Origin of the sequence: Senegalia sp. (in: firmicutes), from assembly GCF_052088025.1 — a bacterium.
GTDB lineage: Bacteria > Bacillota > Clostridia > Tissierellales > SIT17 > Anaeromonas.
Genome location: NZ_JBQCYD010000023.1, coordinates 1 through 26,314, shown reverse-complemented (window position 1 = coordinate 26,314; position 26,314 = coordinate 1). Strand labels below are relative to the sequence as shown.

General features: G+C 28.9%; 18 protein-coding genes. 16 read left to right on the top strand and 2 right to left on the bottom strand.

Annotation, left to right across the window (positions count from 1 at the left end; all coding sequences use genetic code 11):
* The first annotated feature begins 19 nt into the window (after window positions 1-19).
* The 14 genes from ACTHUW_RS07855 to ACTHUW_RS07790 all read left to right on the top strand — a co-directional run bounded on the left by ACTHUW_RS07855 (window position 20) and on the right by ACTHUW_RS07790 (window position 21,612).
* A complete protein-coding gene (locus ACTHUW_RS07855; protein ID WP_442197167.1) occupies window positions 20-304 on the top strand; it encodes a hypothetical protein in 285 nt (94 codons plus the stop codon).
* The gene (locus ACTHUW_RS07850) at window positions 304-699 is read left to right on the top strand and encodes a PrgI family protein (RefSeq protein WP_442197168.1); all 396 of its coding nucleotides are present in this window, start codon (window positions 304-306) and stop codon (window positions 697-699) included. The genes ACTHUW_RS07855 and ACTHUW_RS07850 overlap by 1 nt, the downstream gene beginning before the upstream one ends.
* Window positions 700-745: 46 nt before the next feature.
* Window positions 746-3,088 (top strand): VirB4-like conjugal transfer ATPase, CD1110 family, encoded by a 2,343-nt coding sequence (locus tag ACTHUW_RS07845; RefSeq protein WP_442197190.1) that lies wholly within the window; start codon window positions 746-748, stop codon window positions 3,086-3,088.
* Window position 3,089: 1 nt separating this feature from the next.
* Window positions 3,090-3,848 (top strand): BRO family protein, encoded by a 759-nt coding sequence (locus ACTHUW_RS07840; protein WP_442197169.1) that lies wholly within the window; start codon window positions 3,090-3,092, stop codon window positions 3,846-3,848.
* A gap of 14 nt (window positions 3,849-3,862) precedes the next feature.
* A complete protein-coding gene (locus ACTHUW_RS07835; protein ID WP_442212910.1) occupies window positions 3,863-6,622 on the top strand; it encodes a CD1108 family mobile element protein in 2,760 nt (919 codons plus the stop codon).
* 13 nt (window positions 6,623-6,635) lie between these two features.
* A complete protein-coding gene (locus tag ACTHUW_RS07830) occupies window positions 6,636-6,857 on the top strand; it encodes a hypothetical protein (protein ID WP_442197171.1) in 222 nt (73 codons plus the stop codon).
* Between the two features lie 19 nt (window positions 6,858-6,876).
* Window positions 6,877-7,773, top strand: coding sequence for a CD1107 family mobile element protein (locus tag ACTHUW_RS07825; RefSeq protein ID WP_442197172.1), 897 nt, complete (start codon window positions 6,877-6,879; stop codon window positions 7,771-7,773).
* A gap of 68 nt (window positions 7,774-7,841) precedes the next feature.
* The gene (locus tag ACTHUW_RS07820) at window positions 7,842-9,899 is read left to right on the top strand and encodes a DNA topoisomerase 3 (RefSeq protein WP_442197173.1); all 2,058 of its coding nucleotides are present in this window, start codon (window positions 7,842-7,844) and stop codon (window positions 9,897-9,899) included.
* Between the two features lie 241 nt (window positions 9,900-10,140).
* A complete protein-coding gene (locus ACTHUW_RS07815; RefSeq protein WP_442197174.1) occupies window positions 10,141-11,232 on the top strand; it encodes a toll/interleukin-1 receptor domain-containing protein in 1,092 nt (363 codons plus the stop codon).
* Window positions 11,233-11,339: 107 nt separating this feature from the next.
* Entirely contained in the window at window positions 11,340-11,648 is a 309-nt protein-coding gene (locus tag ACTHUW_RS07810; RefSeq protein ID WP_442197175.1) for a hypothetical protein, read from the top strand.
* 48 nt (window positions 11,649-11,696) lie between these two features.
* Complete coding sequence (locus ACTHUW_RS07805) at window positions 11,697-12,464, top strand: hypothetical protein (RefSeq protein ID WP_442212908.1); 768 nt, start codon at window positions 11,697-11,699, stop codon at window positions 12,462-12,464.
* 116 nt (window positions 12,465-12,580) lie between these two features.
* Window positions 12,581-19,669, top strand: coding sequence for a helicase-related protein (locus ACTHUW_RS07800; RefSeq protein WP_442197177.1), 7,089 nt, complete (start codon window positions 12,581-12,583; stop codon window positions 19,667-19,669).
* Between the two features lie 10 nt (window positions 19,670-19,679).
* Window positions 19,680-19,853: a hypothetical protein gene (locus ACTHUW_RS07795; RefSeq protein WP_442197178.1), complete on the top strand. Its 174-nt coding sequence runs from the start codon at window positions 19,680-19,682 to the stop codon at window positions 19,851-19,853.
* Window positions 19,846-21,612 (top strand): JAB domain-containing protein, encoded by a 1,767-nt coding sequence (locus ACTHUW_RS07790; protein ID WP_442197191.1) that lies wholly within the window; start codon window positions 19,846-19,848, stop codon window positions 21,610-21,612. The genes ACTHUW_RS07795 and ACTHUW_RS07790 overlap by 8 nt, the downstream gene beginning before the upstream one ends.
* A 78-nt stretch (window positions 21,613-21,690) precedes the next feature.
* Here the strand turns inward: ACTHUW_RS07790 and istB are convergent, their stop codons facing one another.
* Window positions 21,691-22,452, bottom strand: a complete 762-nt coding sequence (gene istB, locus ACTHUW_RS07785) for an IS21-like element helper ATPase IstB (protein ID WP_442197179.1) — start codon at window positions 22,450-22,452, stop codon at window positions 21,691-21,693.
* The gene (gene istA / locus ACTHUW_RS07780; protein ID WP_442197180.1) at window positions 22,449-24,032 is read right to left on the bottom strand and encodes an IS21 family transposase; all 1,584 of its coding nucleotides are present in this window, start codon (window positions 24,030-24,032) and stop codon (window positions 22,449-22,451) included. Before istA ends, istB begins: the two co-directional genes overlap by 4 nt.
* Before the next feature lie 363 nt (window positions 24,033-24,395).
* Here istA and ACTHUW_RS07775 point away from each other — a divergent pair, with 363 nt between their 5' ends.
* A complete protein-coding gene (locus ACTHUW_RS07775) occupies window positions 24,396-25,106 on the top strand; it encodes a DUF2249 domain-containing protein (protein ID WP_442197181.1) in 711 nt (236 codons plus the stop codon).
* Window positions 25,107-25,247: 141 nt separating this feature from the next.
* Window positions 25,248-26,192, top strand: a complete 945-nt coding sequence (locus tag ACTHUW_RS07770) for a helix-turn-helix transcriptional regulator (protein WP_442197182.1) — start codon at window positions 25,248-25,250, stop codon at window positions 26,190-26,192.
* Window positions 26,193-26,314 lie beyond the last annotated feature (122 nt).

Here is a 26,314-nt window from a genome sequence, read left to right as displayed (position 1 = left end):
TAAAGAAAGAGGGAATAAAATGAAAAATACAAACAATAAAATTAAAAGAGCATTACCAGGACTACTAGGAGGAATAGCTGTTTTAGGCACATCAATATCTTTATACAAGCAAAAGACTCAAAGAAAAAGAATAGAAGAACAAGAAGTATTTTTAAATAATCTACTTGGAGAACAAGACTTGGTTATAGATGAGTTAATATATCAGCAAGATAGAATAATTGAGATGGAAGAAGAGCTTGAAAGCTTTAATGATTTATTTTCTCAAGAGATATGTATACATGAGATAGAAGAGGAGGATAATTAATGGCATTTGTTCCAGTTCCTAAAGATTTAAGTAAGGTTAAAACAAAAGTTATATTTAATCTTACTAAAAGACAGTTGATTTTCTTTTCTATAGGAGCATTGTTTTCAGTTCCATTATATTTATTAACTAGAAAGGCAATAGGTAATGACTTCGCACTTATGGTGATGATTGTCGTGGCTATGCCTTTTTTTCTTCTAGGTATATTTGAAAAAGATGGAATTCCCTTAGAGAAGTATGCAAGATATATAATCAGACAAAAATTTATAAATCCTAAGGTGAGAATTTATAAGACGGAAAATTTCTATGAATATTTAAACAAAATTGAGAGGAGTAGAGCAGATGGAAATAGAGCATCAGCAACAAAAAAGACAAAAAAAGAAACTAGAAAAAAATAAAAAAGCTTTAAAAGAACAAAAGAATAAAAAATACAAAAAGACAAAGATGGCTAAAAAGTCCAAGTCTAAAAACAAGAAAGGAAAAGCACCTGAAACAACACAGCAGACCATACCATACAAAAGGATTTATCCAGATGGTATTATGCAGGTTTCTGATAAGAGATATAGTAAAACTATTAAATTTTATGATATCAATTATCTACTGGCACAAAATGATGATAAGGCTCTAATATTTGAAAACTACTGTGATTTCTTGAATTACTTTGATTCCAGTATCACTATTCAACTAACCTTTCTAAATCAGACAGGGAAAGGTGATGAGATAATGGATAATATCATCATTCAAGAGCAAGAAGATGATTTTAATGATATAAGAACAGAATACTCTGATATGCTAAAAAATCAATTATCAAAGGGAAACAATGGATTAGTAAAAACAAAGTATATAACCTTTGGAATAGATGCAAATAGTATCAAACTTGCTAAACCAAGACTTGAAAGAATAGAAAGTGATATACTAAATAATTTTAAGGTAATGGGGGTAGAATCCTTTTCATTGGATGGAAAAGAACGTATAGAATTATTACATCAAATGCTAAACCAAGGCACAAATGAAAAGTCAAAATTTGATTGGAACCTTATAAAGAAAAGTGGAATGAGTACTAAAGATGTAATAGCACCTATATCCTTTAATTTCGCAGATCCTAAATCTTTCCGTATGGGAAACACCTATGGAGCTTGTTCATTTTTACAGATATTGGCACCAGAACTTACAGATAGAATGTTAGCAGATTTTTTAGATATGGAAAATGACATTATAGCAAACTTTCACATAAAGTCATTAGACCAAACAGAAGCTATAAAAAATGTCAAAAGAAAGATTACAGACCTAGATAGAATGAAGATAGAAGAACAAAAAAAGGCAGTTAGAGCAGGTTATGACATGGATATAATTCCATCAGATTTATCTACATTTGGTGGAGAGGCAAAATCACTATTAGAGGATTTGCAAAATAGAAATGAAAGAATGTTTTTAGTTACTATAATTATAGTAAATACTTCTAAAAAGAGACAAAAGCTAGATAACACTATATTTCAAGCTAATGGTATTGCTCAAAAATATAACTGTGCCCTTAAAAGATTAGATTATCAGCAGGAGACAGCTCTTATGTCTTCTTTACCATTGGGAGAAAATAAGCTAAAAATAACAAGAGGGCTTACAACAAGTTCAACTGCAATATTTGTACCTTTTACAACTCAGGAGCTATTTATGATTGGAGAGTCACTATATTATGGCTTAAATGCACTATCGAATAATATGATAATGGTAGATAGAAAAAAACTTAAAAACCCAAATGGATTGATATTGGGGACACCAGGATCAGGTAAATCTTTTTCGGCCAAAAGAGAAATAACCAATGCTTTTTTAATAACAGAAGATGATATTATAATTTGTGATCCAGAGGCTGAGTACTATCCCTTAGTAAATAAGCTAAATGGACAAGTTATTAAAATATCTCCTACATCTACTCAATACATTAACCCTATGGATTTAAACCTTGCTTATAGTGATGATGAAAATCCATTGTCTTTAAAGTCAGACTTTGTTTTATCACTATGTGAATTGGTAGTAGGAGGTAAAAATGGATTAGAGCCAGTAGAAAAAACTATTATAGATAGATCAGTAAGACTTGTATATAGGAAATTCTTAGGAGACCCTAGACCTGAAAATATGCCTATATTAGAAGACTTATACAATATTCTTAGAGAACAAGAAGAACCGGAAGCAAAGAGATTAGCAACAGCATTAGAAATATATGTTACAGGGTCACTAAATGTATTTAATAATAAAACCAATGTAGATGTAGACGATAGATTGGTTTGTTATGATATCAAAGAGCTGGGAAACCAGCTAAAAAAGATAGGTATGTTAATAGTTCAAGACCAAGTTTGGAATAGAGTGACAAAAAATAGAGCAGAGAAGAGGAACACTAGATACTATGTAGATGAATTTCACCTATTATTAAAAGAAGAACAAACTGCATCTTATTCAGTAGAAATATGGAAGAGATTTCGTAAATGGGGAGGGATGCCTACAGGGATAACACAGAATATTAAAGATTTACTGGCATCCAGAGAAATAGAAAATATATTTGAGAACTCTGACTTTATATATATGCTAAATCAAGCTGCTGGCGATAGACAAATTTTAGCAAAACAATTAAATATATCTCCCCATCAACTATCTTATGTGACCAACTCCAATGAAGGAGAGGGTCTTTTATTTTATGGAAATGTAATTATTCCTTTTGTAGATAAATTTCCAAAGGATACATTACTTTATTCTATTATGACAACTAAACCAGAAGAAGTTCTGAAGGAGGAATAGAATGTCAAATTTAAAAATATATGAACATGAAGAGCTAGGTTCAATTAGAATCATACAAGATAAAAATTTTAATCCTTGGTTTGTAGCAAAGGATATCTCAGATGCTTTAGGATATAAAAATTCTAGAGATGCCTTATCTAGACATGTTAGCAATGAAGATAAAGCTGATGTCGGGATTCACGACGGCAGGCAAATTAGAAATATGAATATCATCAATGAATCTGGCATGTATTCTTTAATTCTTTCAAGCAATTTACCTAAGGCAAAAGAATTCAAAAGATGGGTAACCTCAGAAGTATTACCGTCTATAAGAAAGTCAGGAGGATATATTAGTGGACAAGAGTCTTTAAACAATGAAGAACTTATGGCTAAAGCATTACAGGTAGCTAACAATATAATTGATGAAAAAGAAAAGAAACTTATACTACAAGAGGAAAAGGTAGAATTTGCAAATAATATATTGGCTTCAGATGATTCCATATTAATAGGTAATTTATCAAAGATACTAAAACAAAATGGATTAGATATAGGGAGAAACCGACTTTTTCGTATTTTGAGAGAGTCGGGTTTTTTAATTAAAGCTAAAACAGAAGAATATAACTTGCCAACTCAGAAGTCTTTAGATTTAGAAATTATGGAAGTTAAAGAAAATCTATACTATGGAGAAGATGGCTTATCAAAGATATCTTTTACAGCTAAAATAACTTCCAAAGGTCAAAAATATTTTACAGAGTTATTTTTAAAATCAGAAGATGACTAGTAGGGGGTGAAATATTGAAAGAGAAGAATGAACGCTTTAAATCTAAAGATAAAATCATATTGAAAAATAGTAAGGATGGATTGATAGAAGAAAATCTATCTAAGGGGACAACAACTAATATAAGCAATAAAGTTCAGGATATAGATATATCCAAATTAAAAGAAAATCAAAAAGAACAATTAATTGATTATAGATTAAACAAAGATAAGAATAATTATAAAAAGCCAAAAGAAAGCTTAACTACAAAAAGTAAATCTCGTAAAAAACAATATAGGGATTCAAAAGATGCTAAAGACATCAATTCAAAATCAGAAGAAAGTGAAAGTAATATTATTAATAAATCTGACAAATCTAATTTTGAAGATGAGATGAGTAATAGTGAAGATTTATCAGTTGGCTCTAACATATCAAGTATAAAAGATTCTACTAATATTGGGAAAAGTGAAAAAATATCTAAATCATCTGATAAAAGTAAGCACCCAAATGATATTAAAACTAATAGGAGATCTAGGTTTGATAAGAATAAAACTAACAAGGATAAATTTAAAAAAGAAACTTATGAATCCAATAAAGATATAAAATCTCCTAAAACAGAAGAAAATATAGGCAAAATAAATCAAATAGATGAAATAGACAACTCTCCATTCAAAGCTATGATGGATGAAAGATTAAATGAGATTGAAAGTGACAATCACAATGAAAGCTATAGCTATGATGAATTAGAGAATATTGAAGATAAAATAAATACAGGTAAAGGGCAAAATAAAAAAGATATTTCTAATTTAAATGATAAGAAAAAAACAAATAGAAATAAGACTAAATCTAAAACTTCTAAAACTAAATTAAAGTTTCAAAACAATACTATTAAAAATGGGAAGAACATTAAAAACAAGGAATCTAAAAATTCACTAGGAGCTAGCATAACAGGTATTAGTAAAAGAACAAATAAAAGAATAGCTAACCTATCACATAGTAAGATTTCTGATGAAGAAGAGGAAAATTTAGGAGTTAAATCACTTCATAAAACAGAATTGGTCTTAGAAAATAGTTTGAAAAAAGGAAAACAATTTAAAAACTATCAAAACAATAGGAAAATAAAAAAACTAAAGAAATTTGAGAGGGAAAACCTTAAAAATAAAGAAAAACTTGATTTTAATAAAGTATTGAAATCAAATAAGAAATACACCAAGGGAAATTCAATTAATAAATTCTTTCAGAAAAGACGTATTAAGAAAGAATATAATAAAAAGAAATATGGAGGTATAGGTAAAAGAATATTAACAGCAATAAAAGGCAATGGAAATACAGCTTCATATTTAGTAAAAAAACTTTCAAGCAAAGCTATTAACTATGTTGTAGCTTTATTTTTATTGGCTATGTTAATTATAGTTATTTCAAATGCAGCGTCTACAATACTTTTAGGTGGTATGGGAGTTGTTTCTGGTTCATCTTATCAAGCTGGTGATTTAGATGTAACTGGTGCAGATATAGAATACTCAAAACTAGAAGCAAATCTCCTAAAATCATTAAAAAATATTGAAAAAGATTATCCAGGATATGACGAATATAGATATTATGTTGATGCTGTAGGACATAATCCCCACGATTTAATAGCATACTTGACAGCTAAATATGGAGATTTTAGAACTGACAATATTGCTGATGAATTAGATAGGATATTTAGATTGCAGTATGAATTTTTCACTAAAAAAATTATTGAAAAATACACAACTACAGAAAGTTTTACAGATTCAAATACAGGAGAAACTTATGATATAGAAGTTGAAAAAAGCAAAGTTGTTTTAGAAACTACATTAAGATCTAAACCACTAAATGAAGTTATAAAAAGTCAATTAGATAGGGATGAAAAAGAATTATATGAAATCCTGATGAAAACTAAAGGCAACTACATGACGTATCCTAGCCCTATAGAAGGTGATTGGAAACAAAAGGTATCATCTATGTTTGGTTATCGGATACATCCTATAAAAGACAATTTAAGTATGCACAAAGGATTAGATATAGCAGATAGAGAGGGGACACCTTTAAAGGCCATATTTGATGGTGTAGTAACGAAAGAAGGATTTGATAGTGATGGGTATGGTAGGTATTTAGTAATTACAAATGAAAAAGGATATTCAGCACTATATGCTCATTGCCTTAGTGTAGATGTAAATTTAGGAGATAAAATAAAAAAAGAATCTACTTTAGCCAAGATGGGAAGTACTGGCAATTCAACAGGAAGTCATCTTCACTTAGAGTTAAAGGATAAGAATGGTAATTTACTTAATCCATATTTTTATCTTTTAAGTGATTCTGATGAAACTCCATCAGGTACAATGGAACATTTTAATGGATATGATGGAAGTTTTAATAAGCCTGGAATTGCTTTTGATAACGAAACAGCAAGAATATTATTTGCAGAAGCAGAAAAACATCTAGGAAAAAGATATGTATTTGGAGCAAATGGACCAAATAATTTTGATTGTTCTAGCTTTGTATGCTGGTCTTTTACTAAATCTAATGTATATAACCTACCTAGAACAACAGCTCAAGGTATATTTAATAAATGTACACCTATAAAAAGAAGTGATGCTAAAGCAGGAGATTTAATATTTTTTAGAGGGACCTATAATACAAGCAATACTGTAACTCATATAGGAATCTATGCAGGCAATGGAATGATGATACATGCAGGAGACCCTATTCAATATGCAAATATAGATACTAATTATTGGAGAAATCATTTTTATGCCTTTGGAAGGCTTAGATAGGGGGTGGAAAAAGTTGAATAAAAAACTACAAAAGAAGTATCAGCAAGAAAATAAATTAGAAGAGCAAATGAGACTGCTTCAAGAAAAAATAGAAAATGCTAAAGTAGAAAGAGAAGAATTAGAAAAACTAGAGCTCCATAAGACATTTAACACTTTCAATATTACTTTAGAAGAATATACAAGGATTGTAACTAAGGCAGTCAATAGATACCAAGGAAATGAAAAAGATGTGTAAATATAGAATGGAGGATACAATGAAAAATAAATTATTTAAAAAGGGATATATAAGTTTTATGATAATAATATTATTAATCTTACCATCACTAGCTTTTGCAAGTGATGGAGGAGATAAAACAGAAATGGATATGGATAATAAACTTAAAGAAAATACTGAAGAGACTATAGGAGATAAAAATTTTGATCCAAACAGTCATATTGAAAAAGAAGAAGGAGAGGTGTTTTCTCCATCAATAGATAAGTCAGTACCTAATAGTAAAATACCATCACCAAGTAATAAAGGTCTTGTTAAAGGCGGAAATGAAAAGGCTATAAATAGTCTGGCAACCAAAGAAAACAAGGCTAGGGGAACTGTAATTGAAAATGTTAGTAGAGGTGGAGGACCATTGGATCCTGTTAAAGTTCCTAAAATAGAAAGTAATATCTCTAATGAAAACAATAGTAGCACTCAAAGTCTACAAGATAATCCCGTAGACATAAGACAATTTTTAACCTTTCAAACAAGCTCAGGAAAAACATTTCATTTAATAATTGACCATGAAAAAAATCAAGACAATGTTCAGCTATTAACAGAAGTAGGGGAACAAGACCTATTGAATATGATTGAAGGACCTAAAGAAGATAAAACTCAATTAAAAGAAGAAATAGAACCCATAAAAGAAACTGAAAATACAGAGGAGCCTAAGACAGAAGACAAGGAAGAACCAAAAAAGAAAAGTAAAAGTGGCTTATTAATGGTGCTCATGGCATTAATAGTTGGAGGAGCAGGATACTATTTTAAGATTTACAAGGGAAACCAGGAAGATGATTCAGATGATTATTACGAAGAAGATGACTATGATGATTCTGAATATGAAGATGAGGATGAATTTGAGAAAGAAGGTAGTATAGATAAAAATGACGAAGACCAATAGTTAGATAGTAAACTCAAACAAAGAGACCAAGCTTATACTTGGTCTCTCTTTTAATAGGAGGTATAAAAATGAAATTAGTTATAGCAGAAAAACCATCAGTTGCAATGTCTATTGCAGAAGTATTAGGATGTAAAGAAAGAAAAGATGGATGTATAGAAGGGAATGGATATATAATCTCTTGGTGTATAGGCCATTTAGCAGGAGTTGCAAATCCAGAAAGCTATAATACTTTATATAGTAAGTGGAAATATGAAGATTTACCAATTTTACCAGAAAAATGGAAATTTCAAGTGTTTAAAAACACTAAAAAACAGTTTAATATTCTAAAAAAACTGATGAATAAAAAAGAAGTAGATGAAATAATTTGTGCCACAGACTCGGGAAGAGAAGGAGAACTAATATTTAGACTTGTTTATAGGGAGGCTGGATGTACTAAGTCTTTTAAAAGATTGTGGATATCTTCAATGGAAAAATCAGCTATTACTAAGGGATTTAACAACTTAAAGAATGGCAATGAATTCGATAACTTATATAAATCGGCATTAGCAAGAGCAAAGGCAGATTGGATAGTAGGTATTAATGCAACAAGGTTATTTTCTGTATTATATAATCAAACTTTAAGTGTTGGAAGAGTTCAAACACCTACACTATCACTGATTGTAGAAAGGCAGTCAGATATTAATAATTTCAAGAAAGAAAAGTTCTTTAATATAGATATACAACTAGAAGATTTTATAGCAACTTCAAATAGAATTTTAGATGAGAATAAAGCCATAGATGTATTAAATAATGTTACAGGGAAACAGGTTATAGTAGTTGATATAAAAAGAAATACCAAAAAAATAAAACCACCATTGTTATTCGATTTAACAAGTTTGCAAAGAGAAGCAAATATGCTATTTGGATTTAGTGCTAAACAAACTTTAGACTATTCTCAATCTTTATATGAAAAGAAATGGATTACTTATCCAAGAACAGATAGCAGATATTTAACTGAGGAAATGAAAGATGGATTGATAGAATTAATAGAGAGCTTAGATGAAAACATAGACATAAATAATATAAATTTTGATAGAGTTATTAATGACAAAAAGGTCAATGATCATCATGCCATTATAATAACTTTGGAATCTAGAAAATTTAAAAAAGAAGAGTTGCCAAAAGGCGAGAGCACAATATATAACTTAATAGAATCAAAATTACTACAAGCTTTATCAAAGAATAGAGTTGAAGAGCATACAGAAGTAATCCTTAAAGTAGATAATATAGAATTTAAATCAAAAGGAAAAGTAATCTTGGAAGGAGGCTTTAAAGAAATAGAAAATAAATATCTAAAGAAAATTAAAACAAGTAAAAAGACAGAAAAAGAAATAATACTTCCAGAGCTTTATAAAAATCAATCATTTAAAATACTAGATTCTAAAAAGAAAGAAGGGTTTACACAGCCTCCAAAGCATTATACAGAAGACACATTACTATCTGCTATGGAGAGAGCTGGTAATGAAGATATAGATAAGGGATTAGAAGTAGAAAAAATAGGACTAGGAACACCTGCTACCAGAGCAGGGATTATAGAAAAACTTATATCAGTGGGCTATATAGAAAGAAAGGGAAAACAATTACTACCTACAGATAAGGCGGTTAGTCTTGTAACTATTATTCCTGATGAATTAAAGTCACCAATATTAACAGCAGAGTGGGAAAATAGCTTAACAAATATATCTCTAGGAAAAGAAGATGATAAGAAATTTATTAGAGAAATAGAATCTATGATGAAGAATCTAGTGAAAATGTATTCTCAGATATCAGAAGAAAGTAAAGTTAAATTTAAGAATAACAAAGAAAGTCTAGGAAAATGTCCTAGATGCAAAAGTGATGTATTTGAAGGAAAGAAGAATTATTATTGTTCCAACAGAGACTGTAGATTTTCGTTATTTAAAGAAGATAGATTTTTTGTAAATAAGAGAAAGAAACTGACAAAAGATATGGTAAAGGCATTGTTAGATGAAAATATTGTAGAAGTTAAGAGATTTTATTCAGAGAAATCAGGAAAATATTATGATGCTTTTTTATACTTTGAAGATACTGGGAAATATATTAACTATAAATTGAGGTTTGATGATTGATATAATAGATATGTTAAATGAAATCATAGAGAAACTTTTAACTACATTTTTGAATTTTAAAACGTCTCTTTTATATGATAGACTATTTATAATATATAAAGCATGAGAGGTGTTTTACTCAATAAATGATATAATTATATCATTTATAAAAATAATTATTAAATAAGATTACAGCTTTTTAAAAATATACAATTAATATAAATAGATGAATTTAATAAAATAATTTAAGGAGTGTGTTATGTTGAAAAAATCCACTATATTTTTTAGCCATTCTTCAAAAGATAGCAAAGTTGTTAATTATCTGAAAGATTTGATTCAAGAAAAAACTGGTAGTATGCTTGATGTCTTTTTATCGAGTGATGGACAGAGTATACCATTTGGTACAAATTGGGTTCATAAAATTGAGCAAGGGTTAGATGAATCTATTATAATGTTTGTTTTTATAACCCCCAGCTCTATAAAGTCTAATTGGATTTACTTTGAATCGGGCTTTGCTTATTCTAAGAAGGTTAAAGTAATACCAATTGGTATAGGAATTACAATAAGTGATTTAAAGCCACCACTAAACTTATTGCAAGGATTCAACTTATCATCTAAAGAAGGGATTAATAATATTATTAAGATTATTAATGATGAATGTAAAACTACATTTAAGGAGAATGCATCTGATAAAGAATTTTCTACATTGCTTTCTTTGATGGGTTTTGATGTTGTGAATAATGAGCTACTTAAAGTAATAGATTATTTTGAAACGAGAATTTTTCCTTATACATCTTTCGAAACAAAAGAAAAGATAAACATTGATACAGACAAAAGTTTTGAATTTATAAGAAATGAATTGACTAGCAATAAGTCTAAATATGCAGATTTAGATACCCAAATAATTTTTAATGGTTTAAAAGTAGAAGTAGTAAAACAAAAACATGATAAATATCAAAAAGAAATTAAATTTAAAGTATCTTCGGATTGTCTTGATCAACATTTTGATATAATTAAAAAAGCTTTAAATTCAGCATATGGGAAGAAAGAAAAACATTATTTAAAAATAAATCTAGATAAATCTTACGATATAGTAACTGATGAACTTAAACTATCGTCAATTATTAATAGAATAGGCAGTATGACCTTTCTAGACAATAGTAAAAATTTGGGATTTAATTTTAAAAAGTTAAGTTTTTTCATTGATGATGTAGAAAATAAATCTCAAAAACAAGAACATGAAAATATTAACTCTTCTTTAAGAATAATATTTAATGAAAGCAGCACATGTGAAGAAATATTTAATTTACTAAGTTTACTATTAGAATCAAAAATTATCTATAAAGTTAAGTAATTTGATGAAAATTTAAGTAGATAATATTATAAATTTGGTAGTTTTTGGTGATATAATTTAAACGGAAAAATGTGGTTAAAAAATTCATATTTTTAGGGGAGATGTAATTGAAAAAGGAATATATAGTTCCAGATGCTAAGTTTATATATACTAAGGATGAATTAGGATATCAGGAGGTTTTAGATGATTTTAAAAATGCTGAAGAAATTATTATTGTTACTTATAATATTTCACAAAAACAGTCATCTTTAATTAAAAAACTTGCTAATACACCTCAAGGGGCAAAGATAAGTATATTTACAAATATACCTTCACGCTGGGATACATATTATTACCATGATAAAGATATTTATAGAAATGCTGCAAAAAAGAAAATAAATATTTATTTAAATAAATTGAGACCAGATAGTATTTGAGAAAAAGTTAGTGTGTTTTTTAATTTTAAAAATCATGGTAAAATTATAATGACAAATAATGTTGCATATGTAGGTTCAGCAAATTATTCTGATGAAAGTAGGCATAATATCGAATTTGGATTTATAAGCAGAAATCAAGATTATATTAAATTCTTGAAAAATGAAATGACAAAAGAAATAGAGGAATTATCAACACCATATTTTGAATATGATTATCTTCCTTTGTTATTGGAAGTTAAAATGCATCTATCAAATTTATTTGCACTTAAGGAAGAATTGTTTAATCAAGTTTACTCTTATTATGATGATTTAGATGGTGAAGGATATTTTTATAATGATACAGAAGATAGGTTAAGACAAATAACAATTGACAATATAATTAAAGAGATTAATGAATGTACAAAGTACTTTGACACAATTTGTGATGTAGCGTATAAATTAACTGATGATGATAATGTTCTAGATGAATTAAATGAGTATTATGAAAATCTAGAAATACTTGAAAAACAATTTGAAGATATATCTTGTAATGAAAAATTATTTGAATTAGTTTGCTTTGATTCTACGGAAAGAGCGAATAGTATACTTCAAGAGGAATATAGTGCAGAAGCATATGATGAATATTTAGATGGCTATGCTCAAATTGCTATGGATAAAGCTCATGAAGAATTCCAAGATTTATGCCAAGAAACAAGAGAGGAATTAGACTCCATGATTAAGACTATACAGGACTATTTAGTTTTATATAAGGAATCATTAGAAGAATTCGAGGATCTAGAGTTTAGAAAAGTAAGCGAAAATATTGATAATACATGAAACAGAAAGTTAACTAAATAATTTAATCAAATATATATCAAATATATACTTCAGTATTAAAAAAGATAGACTTAAAAAATCTATCTTTTTTTAATGTCCAAAAGGAGGTAAAAACAATGAACAAAGTAGATAATATATTTCAATTATCTAAAGAAAAGACAAAAGAAATAATAAGAAGTGAAGATGACTGGAAGAAGTTTCTCCATTCTTCAGCATATATGTATAAGTACCCATTTGAAGATCAGGTTCTCATATATGCTCTAAGGCCAGATGCAAAGGCTTGTGCTACTATGGAATTTTGGAATAAGAGGATGCATAGATGGATAAATAGAGGTGCAAAAGGAATTCCGCTATTAGACTACTCAAGTGGAAGTTTAAAATTAAAGTACGTATTTGATATCTCAGATACTCATGAAACTTTAGATGCAAAAAAACAACTAAAACTATTCAAATTTAATAAGGATAAAGATGAAGCAGCGTTTATGGAATTAGAAGAAAGGTATAAAATTTTAAAAACAGAAGATAAAAGTATTGAGACTAGGGTATTTAATTTGGTTTGGCAACAATCCGACGAATTGTTAAGTGATGTTCTTTATGAAATTGAAGACAGTAAAGAAGGTTCCATGATTGATGGATTGGAAGAGGATGAGACTATAAGAATGGTAAAAGATATTTTAACTAAATCTTCTTCATATAGTACTATGGTTAGAATGGGTTTAGATCCTGAGCAGTATTTTGAAAAAGATGATTTTAGCGATATTATTTATTTTAATAATACTCACTTGATTAGTTCCATAGGAACTTATAGTTCTTTAATAACTAAGAAAATAATAGCTGAATTAGCTGAGGAAATTAAAAGAATAGAAAAAGAAGATTATAGACAACATAATGTCTATAATGTATTGCAAAATACTACTGAGTCAAGGTATAATATGGCTAACAAAGAAAGTAGGCTTAAAAATGAAAATAGAAGTGCTACAGATAGTGATATAGGAGGAGGGAATGGAGATGAAAGAGAAGGTCAATTTAGCAGGGGTAGATTATTTGAAGGAAGACGAGACTTACACACCAATAATGAAGAAGACAACTTACGAAAAAATGGGAGGGAATTATATCCTAGAGGGGGAAGTACTGATACCGAACTTAGAAGTGAAAGAAACAAAGATAGGGAAATATGGCAGGATGAGAGAGAAGTACTTAAGGGAGAACAGACAAGCATATTACAGCAGTCTGAAGATAGAAGGGAAACTGGAGAATCATTTGCAGATGATCCAGAAAGAATCAATAAGGCTAATAGAGATGGAGACACCCAAACTACAAAAATCTCTAGGAATAACAGAGGAAATGAAAGCAACAGATCAAATGAAGTGGATAGGGATGATGAACAATATAAAAGAAACCATAGAAGAGACAATCAGAAAACAGATAATATTCAGTTAAAATTTGAAGGAAATGATTCTAATCTATTTCCAACAGAAAAAGAACAAGAGAATATAATAAAAAATGCGGTAGATAAAGAGTCTACTGCTTTTTTATTGCAAAAAAAAGAGAATGATTCGGAAGTTATTGGAGATAGTACTGACATTGAAGATATAGAGCAAGATAGACTAGATTGGGATAAAAATATTCCAGCAGATATTAAAAGATTAACACCACTACAAGCATCAAAACTAATTAATGGAAGACTTGATAAAGAATTAGAGATCTCATCAAATCTATATATAACTTATTCAGATAATAAATGGGTAGGACTTAATTATTCAAAGGATGAAAGTGAAGTTGAGGAATTTGATAATAGAGAGGATTGTATAAAATATTTAGAGAAAGATTTAGTGATTGACAGTTCTAAGGAAGCAGAAAAGATAGATTTTTCTATAAGCAATGATGAACTTGGAGTAGCAGGTCCTAAAGAGAAATTTAACTGGAATATAGATGTTATTAGAACTTTAAAGTTACTTGAAAAAGAAGATAGATTTGCTACAAAAGAAGAGCAAGAAATATTATCAAAATATGTTGGATGGGGAGGCTTACCTGAAGCTTTTGATATTAATAATAGTAGTTGGGCTAGGGAGTACTTGGAACTTAAAAACCTATTAACTGATGAAGAATATATAAGTGCCAGAGAATCTACATTAAATGCTCACTATACTTCACCTATAATTGTAAAATCAATGTATCAAGCATTAGCAAATATGGGTTTTGAAAATGGTAATATACTTGAGCCAAGCTGCGGAGTAGGGAATTTTATGGGATTATTGCCTGAAAGCATGAAAGAAAGCAGGCTATATGGAGTTGAATTAGATGATTTATCAGGAAGAATAGCAAAACAACTATACCAGAATGCTCAGATTGATATTAAGAGTTTTGAAGAAACAGATTTTCCAGATAACATTTTTGATGTAGCAATAGGAAATGTACCATTTGGACAATATAAAGTTCTAGATAAAAAATATGATAAAAATAATTTTTTGATTCATGATTATTTCTTTGCCAAAACACTAGACAAGGTAAGGCCAGGAGGTATTGTTGCCTTTATTACATCAAAGGGAACTATGGATAAAGAAAATAATAGTATAAGAAAGTATATATCAGAAAGAGCTGAATTAATAGGAGCTATTAGATTACCAAATACAGCTTTTAAAGCTAATGCAGGAACAAATGTAACTTCTGATATCATATTCTTGCAAAAGAGAGATGGGATGTTAGAACTTGAACCAGATTGGTTAAATTTAGGGAAAGATAAAAATGGTATCAGAATAAATCAATATTTTATAGACAATCCAGAAATGATACTTGGAAATATGGAAATGGAAACTACTCAATATGGATTGGACTCTACTTGTAAACAATATGAAGATATACCTTTAGAAAATTTATTAAATGATGCAATACAAAATTTAGAAGGAGACATACCAACATGGGATATAGATATAGAAGATGAAACAGTAGAAGAAAATATAATACCAGCAGATCCTAATATTAAGAATTTTACTTTTACTATAGTTGAAGAGGAGATTTATTTTAGAGAAAACTCTATAATGATTAAACAAGATTTAAATGAAGATAATAAAGAAAGATTAAAATCAATGATCCATATAAGAGATACTACAAGAGAGCTTCTAGATGCTCAAATTGAAGATTTTGATAATAAAACTATAGGAGATATACAAATAAAATTAAACAAAATATATGATGATTTTGTATCCAAATATGGAAGATTGACTGATAAGAAAAATGATAAGATATTTGATGAAGACTCTTCATATGCTTTACTTTCCTCACTAGAAATTCTAGATTCTAATTTTAAGTTTAAAAGGAAAGCAGATATATTCTCTAAGAGAACTATTAGAAAAAGTATAGTGGCTGAAAATGTAGATACACCTTCAGAAGCCTTATCTTTATCTATATCAGAAAAAGGAAAAGTAGACTTAGATTACATGTCTAACTTAACTAATATGGAAAGAGAAGATATTGTAGTTGCTTTAGAGGGAGTTATATTTCAAGATCCGACCACAAAAGAATATCTCTCTTCAGATGAATATTTAAGTGGAAATATTAGAGAGAAATTAAAAAATGCAATAGAAAGAAAAGAAGAAATAAGTAATACATTGAGTTTAGTAGATATAAAAGATAAGGAAATGGGAGATAAGATTGATGGATTAAATAAAGAAATTGACTCTTTAACTATAAATATGAATTCACTAGAACAAGTTTTACCAAAAGAAATAGATGCAAGTGATATTACAGTTAGACTAGGAGCAACTTGGATTCCTGTAAAAGATATTGAGAAATTTATGTTTGAAATTTTAGAAACTCCTGGTTATTGTAAGTGGGATATAAATGTAAGGTACTCAGAATATACAGCCAATTGGAATATAGAAGGAAAGAGTGTAGATAACAGCAATGTAAAAGTTAGCACGACTTATGGTACAAACAGATTAAATGCTTATAAGATTTTAGAAGATACATTAAATCTAAAAGATGTTAGAGTATTTGACAAGATAACACAAGCTGACGGAAAAGAAACCAGAGTATTAAATAAAAAAGAAACTATGCTAGCACAACAAAAGCAGGAGATGTTAAAACAAGCTTTTTCTGATTGGATATGGCAAGAACCAGAGCGAAGAAACAGACTTACAAAGATATATAATGAAAAATTTAACTCTATCAGACTTAGGGAATATGATGGCAGTCATTTAAAATTTCCTGGAATGAATCCAGAGATAGAATTAAGAGAACACCAAAAAAATGCTATTACTCATACATTATATGGTGGAAACACTTTGTTAGCTCATTGTGTAGGGGCAGGTAAAACATACGAGATGGTAGCATCTGCTATGGAAAGTAAAAGGCTTGGATTGTGTAATAAATCATTATTTGTAGTTCCAAATCACTTAACTGAACAATGGGGTAGTTCATTTATGGAACTTTATCCTTCAGCTAATGTATTAGTAGCAACTAAAAAAGACTTTACACCAAAGAAAAGAAAGAAATTCTGTGGGAAAATTGCAACAGGAGACTATGATGCAGTGATTATTGGACATTCTCAGTTTGAGAGGATTCCAATGTCTATAGAAAGACAACAGCTTGATATGGAAAGACAGATGAATGAAATAACAGATGGAATAGCTGAATTAAAAAATAATAATGGAGATAAATTTTCAATAAAACAATTAGAAAAGACAAAGAAATCATTAAAGGTAAAATTACAAAAAATAAATGATCAATCTAGAAAAGATGATGTAGTAACCTTTGAAGAGTTGGGAGTAGATAGATTATTTGTAGATGAAGCTCACTCATATAAAAACTTATATTTATACACAAAGATGAGAAATGTAGCAGGCATAGGACAAAATGAAGCACAGAAATCTAGTGATATGTTTATGAAATGTAGATATATGGATGAAATAACAGGAGGAAAAGGTATTGTATTTGCTACAGGAACTCCTATAAGTAATTCCATGAGAGAATTATATACTATGCAAAGATATTTACAATACGATACTTTGAAATCTCAAGGCTTACAGCATTTTGATGCTTGGGCTAGTACCTTTGGAGAAACAGTAACAGCAATTGAATTAGCACCAGAGGGAACTGGCTATAGAGCTAAAACAAGATTTGCTAAGTTCTATAATATTCCAGAGTTAATGAACACATTTAAAGAAGTCGCAGATATAAAAACTTCTGATGTATTAAAACTACCTGTACCTGAAGCAGAATTTTCTACTATAGCAGTTAAACCTAGTCATTATCAAAAAGAAATGGTTGAATCTTTAGCAGAAAGAGCTGAACTGGTGAGAGGTGGATCTGTAGATCCTAGAACCGACAATATGCTTAAAATTACAAATGATGGTAGGAAACTAGCCTTAGATCAAAGACTTATAAATGACATGTTACCAAGTGAAGACAAAGGTAAAGTAGCAATATGTGCAGAAAATGTATTTTCTATATGGGATAGTACAGTCGATCAGAAATCTTCACAATTAGTGTTTTGTGATATGTCTACTCCTAAAAATGATGGGAGTTTCAATGTATATGATGATATAAAGCAAAGACTAGTAGAAAAGGGTATACCGAAAGAGGAGATATCATTTATACACGATGCTAAAAATGAAAAACAAAAGGATGAATTATTTGCAAAAGTTAGAAATGGAGATATAAGAGTTTTAATAGGTTCAACTCAGAAAATGGGTTCAGGTACCAATGCTCAAGATAAACTTATAGCATTACATGACTTGGATTGTCCTTGGAAACCATCAGATTTAGAACAGAGGATGGGAAGGATTGTAAGGCAGGGAAATGAAAATGATAAAGTTCATATTTATCGTTATGTAACAGAAAACTCTTTTGATGCATATTTATTTCAATTAGTAGAAAACAAGCAGAAGTTCATAAGTCAAATCATGACTTCAAAATCTCCTGTAAGAAGTGCAGAAGATGTTGATGAAGCCTCTTTATCTTATGCAGAGATAAAGGCACTTGCTACAGGAAATCCATTAATAAAAGAAAAGATGGATTTAGATGTCCAAGTTAGTAAATTAAAGATGTTAAAGGCTAATTATCTAAGTGAAAAATATAAGCTAGAAGATAATATTCTAAAACACTATCCTAGAAAGATTAAAGATTTAAAGAATAAAATAGAAGGATATAAAAATGATATAGAAAATCTAAATAGCAGTACTGTCTTAGGGATAGATGGTAAAAAGAAATTTACACCTATGAAAATTAAAGGTAATGTTTATATGGATAAAGAAGAAGCAGGAAAGGCATTGTTAGAAACAACTAAAACTTTAAAAAGTAGAGAAGCAGAATTAATTGGAAGCTATCGAGGATTTAAAATGGAATTATCCTACGATAGCTTTTCTAATGACTTTAAAATATCTTTAAAAAACAATTTAAGCTATAGTGTATCATTGGGAAAAGATGTCTATGGAAATATTACCAGAATAGATAATCTTTTAGACAATTTATCTGAAAAGCATTATAAGACTAAAGAAAAATTAATTTCTATAGAAAAACAATTAAAATCTTCAAAGAAAGAATTAGAAAAACCTTTTTCATATGAAAAAGACTTAAGGGACAAAGAAAGAAAGCTGAAAGAATTAGACTTATTGTTAAATATGGATAATAATACAGAAATTCAAACAAAAGATGTAGATGGTCCTCAGTTAGATAAAGCAAAAGACTTAATAATGGATTTTATTAGTAAGGAGTATGGAGAAGAAAGTGGAGATTTTGATTTTACAGATCTTGAGCATATTCAAATTGCATATACTCAAACAGAAGATGGACTTCATGATATAAAATCTGAAGTTAATTTAAAGAATCTTAGTATAGATAGATACATTGATGGCCAAATAATCAATTCTGAAAAATATCAAAGTTTAAATGATTTGATAGAGTACGAATTAAAATTCTTAGATTTTTCAGACCTTGTCTATATTGAAGGAGAAGAGCTAGAAAAGTTTATATATACATTAGACCTAGATAAGGATAATGATGGTGTTATAGACCGCTATGATAGCGATGAGAGGGATTCTAAGGTAAGAACCTATGGAGAGTTAGATGATAGAGAAAAAGCTAAGACAGAGCCTAAGAAAAGGTCTTTGCTAGGAGAATTAAAAAGTCATAAAGAAAAGCTAATAGAGAAAGGAAAAGACAAAGAATATTACAACATGAATGTAAGTACTGTACGAGAAAAATAGGAGGGATACTGTGAATAAGTTTATGAAGACAAATAAGTTACTTGATTATTTTCAAGTAGCTAACCACCAAGCGTTGATGGAGTTTATTAAGAAAAATCCAGAAGATAAGAAGGTTAAGGAGTTAAAGGAACTATTAGTTTTATTTGATGTTAATTTAGGGAGAGTAGGTGAAAAAGATGAATAGTTTATATGAACAATTTGGATGTAAAGATAAAGAAGAATTATATAATAAAATAAAAAATGAAGATAAGATGGTTCAGCCCTTAACAGATTTTATAGAATTTTCCAAAGCAGATATTAAAAATAAGAACAAAGCAATATCAGAGCCAGAGACTTTGATAAAATATCTTAAAACAACTAAAATGCCTACAATAGATTCAGGAACGATAGTATTTGTAAATACTAAAAATCAGCCAGTAGATTTAAGAAGATCAAGATTGAGTAGAAAAAATGATATAAAAGATACATTAAAAGAAGGATTGTTAGCAGGTGGGACAAGAGTATTTTTAGCTTTCAATGAAAAAACACCAAATTATAGAATAGATTGGGCTAAATCCTTATTTGAAGAAATTGGCATGAAGGTAGTAGATCAATTAACTTATTATGAAGAAAATAATAAATTGTATTCAAATACTGGTGATAGGGACTATAGACTTACATCTTCATATGAACTAATAAATGATGAGATGGATAACTATAAAAATAAAGACTTTAGCAGCACCTTAGATTATACAAACTTCTCGAGCTACTATGCCGGAAAAGAAATAGAGAATTTAAATATAATAAATGATATCGAAAAGATAAAAGAAAACTTAAAAGTAGGATATCAGCACCATGACCAAGAGGTATTTGGTATTATTAGCTATGATAGTAATGATAAGGTAATAGGCGTAAGCGAGATGTTTAGAGGGGGAGTAGATTCATCTATTGTAGATTTTAAAATAATAGCAAAGAATCTATTGCTAACACCAGATTTAAAAGGGTATTCAATATATCATAATCACCCTAGTGGAAATCCAATACCAAGCAATGAAGATATTCATCTAACAAGTAAAATGTCTAGTATGAGTGAAACTCTAGGAATAGAATTAATGGAGCATTTTATTATAGGAAAAGAGAATGTATTGTTATTCTCAAAAGATGTAGATTCCTTTAAGAGTCAAAATAATAATTACCAAGAAAAAATTAAAAACAAAGTAGCAGAAAAAAGTGGAAAATATAGAAATAACAAAATGAATATAGATATTAAACCAGGGGATGTCATAAAGACATCCCTTTCTGATGAAACAATAGTCTTAGCAGTAAAAGGAGAAGATGCTCTATTATTTAATGGAAATCAATTTGTAGAAGCCCATGGAATAGGTCAAAATGAAGAAAAAATATTTTGGAACTATGGACACTACCATAATGAGCTACCAACTAATATATTTGAAAAAGAAAATAAATCTGTTGAAGAAATAAAGGGGGTTTTAAATAGTCTAATTCAAAATAGCTATGAAAACTATATTAAAGCTATCATATCTATAGAAAAAGATATAACGGATGATAGTACATTAACCGAGATGTATAACAAGTATATGGAAAGTGATATTAATCTTTTAAACGATTATTTTGATGAGATAGAGTATGATATGGAACATGATAATAGGATAGGTGAGAGAGATGAAGATAAAAGCAAATATGAAATAGATAACCTTTTAAGGACACAAGATTTAGAAGAAGGCAGTTCTAAAGAATATAAAAGACTGATTCTAGATAATAAATTTAGTGATATTAATTTAAAAAAAGGTAAGATAAAAGATAAGTTTGAAAAAGAAAGTAAAAAAAGAAAGAGTGTTAAAAAAGGATCTTTATTAGAAGAATTAAAGAGTAATAGTAAAAAGGATAAATCCAATAATATAAATAAAAAACAATATACAGTTATAAAAAATCTACCATTATAGTAGAATTCTACTATTGTATTTGTCAATTGAAAAATCCCCCAAAATATAACTGAAAAGTCCCCTAGGGGAGTAAAAAAATTATTGGTTTTCTAACCAGAGCTTTGTTTCTTTTAGTCTGTAAGAATTGCCATTCATATTTACTATATATGATTTATGAGTCAGTCTATCTATCATAGCAGCGGTCATAACAGGATCCTTGAATATTTCATCCCATCTTTCAAAAGAAAGATTTGTAGTAATTATTGTAGATTTTCTGCCAGCCCTTAGTGAAAGATATGTGAAAAGTAGTTCAGAGCCTTCTTTATCAAAAGATATGTACCCAAGTTCATCTGCTATAATGAGATCATATTTTTCAAATCTACTCTCAAAGGACCGTAAAGTTTTTTCTGACCTACTTTCTTTTAGATGGTTTACAAGTAGGGGAATGGTAGTAAAAAGAACCTTATAGCCCTCGGTACAAGCCTTTATCCCTAAACCTATAGCCATATGGGTCTTACCTGTTCCAGGATTTCCTGCAAGGATTATATTTTGTCCATCCTTAATAAATTCTAGGGATGAAAATACTTTAAGTTTATCCTTAGCATCCTCCGGAAGATCTTTAATTACTAAATCTTCTATGTACTTTTTATAAGGAAATTTGGCATTTCTAATTCTATTTTTTATTCCATTTTCTTTTCTGAGATCATACTCTTTTTCAAGTAATTCATAGAGAAATTCATCAAAGGTTAGGTTCTTTGTATTGGCTTCTTTGAGTTCATCTTTAAAGTATTTTGAAGTATATGGGAGCTTAAGCTCCTTTGAAAACAGTGATATTTTTTCATGGATTTCTTTACTATTCATATAATTTTAGCCTCCTCTTGAAAGGCTACATATGAATCTTGTACTAGATTTCCATATTCGATTAATATTGTCTTTGATTTCTCTAAGATTTCAGTAGTCCTTTCGTTATTTGTGATATATGATACATTCTCGTTTCTGTTACATAGAGTCTTTATTTTTATGGTATTCACACCCGTAGGGCTTATTTTTTGTAATTCATCAATGGATTTTATAACTTTATTTAGCCCATATTCACTAATTATTTCAAGAAGCTCTACAAAATCCTTTGGATTTTCTGTATAATAATTATTGTAAATGGTTTGGAGCGTGGGGTTCATTTGTCGCATTGCAGTGCTAGAATGAAGTGCCCCAGGCTTCTTCTTTATTGTATTTATATAATGCTCTATCTTGATATTCCATGTGTGATTACCATAATTCCTTATATGATGTGCCACTTGTTTATTTTTGTAGTATAAAAATATCTTTTCAGGATAAACCTTTGCAAATACAAACTTACCAACCAAATTATCTGGTACTGAATATTTATTTTCATCAATACTTACTGTAGAGTATTTATTTACTCTTAATTCCGTTGTCCTAGCTGCATCATAATCTGGTAAATTCTTTAAAAGATAAGGCTTTTCTTCATCTAAAATATCCTTAGGGCTTTTATTGTTATTGTATTTTGTTTTTCTTAAATTAAGTTTATCTAACTCGTCATGAAGATATTTATTAGCTTCATCTAAGCTTTCAAAACGATCCCTTTTACTAAAAACCTTTCTTCTTACATATTCTACGCTTCTTTCTACATGTCCCTTTTCATTACCCCTTCTAGCATTACAAAACCTATATTGAAAACCATAGTACAGAGAGAGTTTCAATAAATCTTCAGTAGGTTCTTTTTCAGCTTTATTTACAAACTTCTTCACGGCAACTTTCATGTTGTCATATACTATTTCTCTATAAATCCCATCAATTTTATTAATGAATTTAACATGGGAATCTAAGAAGCTTTCCATTTTTTGATTTTGATAAAGATTGGCATATCTGTAGTTTCCTTTAGCAGTAGCAAAGGCTGCCATTTGTATGGCTCTGGACTTTCCCCCAATTATTAGCTTTACGCTTCCCCAGTCAAATTCACTGGTTTTACCTAAGTCATATTCCTGCCTAATATATGCTTCTTTGCTATTGTCATATCTTTCTCTGATGAAATTACAAATGGTAGGGTAACTTATATCATAACCTTCTTCAATCAAGCATTCATAAATATCGATTTTCTTCTTTATTTGCTTGCTTCTGCCTGTGGTTTTTTTAATCTCATTTTCTTTCATAAAATAATCGATTCTTTCTATTATTTCATCCGTAAGCTTCCTTTTCACCCTGTTACTAATATCATACTTTGGTGGAGATACTAAGTCTTCTATTAATTCCTTATTTTTTTCATCAGATTTTAGTAACTCTCGCTTCTTTTTTTCATATTCCTTAATGTACTTCCTAATAGTTTTTCTTGAAATTCCAGTTTCTCTATGGATATCCCATTGAGATTTTCCCTCTCTAAAATGTGAAAGGATTATTTCCTGTTTATTCATTAAATTAATCATCCCCTTAGCCTCCCCATGAAATATCTCATAGGGTTATTTTATAATTCCTCTAGGGGAGTTTTCAATTATTATACTAGGGTAATTTTAGGTTATCATAAACAACTATAATGGTAGATTTTTTTATTGCCTTGATTTCTATTGATATTTTTCTAAATGAGTAGTATGAAAAAGTAAAGGAAGTATATTTAGGAAAATTGAAGTGTATATTTTTAATATAGTCAAGTCAAGATGAAATAAATAATAGTATAGTGATTTAAAAAGCTTATATAAATCATGTATTATAGATGATAATATGATATAATCTTATAAACGATAATCGTTATCAATCGGCTCTAAATATATGATATTTACAGGAGGAATAATATGCAAAATAAATGGGAAGAGAATAAAATAGAGTTTCTTGTAATTGACGTAAGGAATTTAACAAGTAATTTTTTACCTATGATTTTGAAAAAAGCACAAGGAATAGAAATTAATAATGGGATTTGTGTGGTTCAAAGTTTCGAGCCAAAACCCTTATATTCAGCTTTAAAAGATCTAGGATTTCATGAGCAAATGACAGATAAAATCTCTGATAATGAATATAGAGTCTATGCCTATAGAACAGAAATGAAAGAGATAAGCTATGAAGGGGGAGCAGATATGCCCTTTAAGCCCACTGCAATTTTAAACTTTAAAGTTATTGATGATGATTTAGCAGGAACAGTAGTTGATTTTTGGGAAACAATATGGGATAAAAATGATCCAGCAATAGATCTTAAAACCAAGCTTATGCTTTCAATGAGTAATGCTATAGGTGCAGGAAGGTATAGGCAAGCTACAAGGGAGCTTATAAAAGCATATTCACTAGGACTTAGTGTTGAAGAACTAGATGAACTTTTTTCCCTATTTGCTTGGAACCAAGGAATAGGTCATTTTTCATCTCAAATCGGACCATCAACTGTATTCGGTGTATATAAGTATATAAAGAAAAGAGAAGAAGAGGGATGGGAGCATAGAAAAATATTAGATGAAGTTATGGAAAAATTTGGAGACAAGAATCCAAATGTAGGCACATTGTTTAAAAAAGAATAAAAATTTTAATAATATAAATCTGGATAGAGTGAAGAAAATAAATATGCTAATTTCAAATCAATATAAAAAATCTATTTTAGTAATGGAGGGATAAAAATAGCGAGCCTAAAAATAAAGCGAGAATTTGATAGTTTGTCTAATATGGATAGCAGACTAAAACAAGGATTTACAGATTTATATTGTAATTATAAAAATGAAGATAATACAATTTTTGAGATTCCAAAAGATCTTGGTGAAGGTTATTCTAAGAAATTAATATCTAGTAAAAACTTAGAGGTTTGCTATAATGATATAACATGTAAAAAAAGCATTCAAATGTCTGGCCAAACAAAGGGAGATGTTTACATTCTAACTACTTTTTCTGGAGAAAAGATAGAGTGGTTAGAAAAAAATACCGACACATATCTAGAAATGAAATCAGGTGAAGCGATACTATATAAAATAAAAGATATCAGAGAAATTTCAGAATACAAAGCAAAATGTAATTATTCTGGTCTAACAATGGTAATAAATCCAAGTGAAGTTTATAAATATTTGCCAAGAGAAATTTTAGATAAAAATATTTTTAAAAGTGTTAAAAATGACCTTAAAATAAAAAAATTTATTCTTCCTACAGAAAGCAGATTAATAATAGAACAGATTAAAAATTGTCCATATAATTGCTACTTAAAAGATATGTATCTTGAAGCAAAAGTTTTTGAGCTATTTTCTATTTGCTTAAATAATATGATGGAGCAAAATATAGATAAAACAATAGACAGTGGTCTTTCAAAAACAGAAATAGAGAGCATATATAGAGCTCGAGAGATATTAGATAGTAGTATGGATACTCATATTACTATAAGACAAATTTCTAAATTAGTTTACTTAAATGAATATAAATTAAAGACTGGATTCAAAGAAATATTTGGTAAACCCTTATATGCATATAAATTAGATAAAAGAATGGAATTAGCACGAGAGCTCTTAACAATGGGAAACACCGATATAAATAAAATTGCTTCTATGGTTGGGTATGCAAGTGGTGACAGCTTTTCTAAAGCTTTTCACAAAAGATACGGAGTTCGCCCAATAGAGTATTTATAAGATTATTATTTATCAAAAATACTTATTGGACGTAATTAATACTCTTTGAACGTGGTAAATAAATAATTTTTTTAGTAAGATAGATATATTGATAACCATTATCAATATATCTATCTTTATTT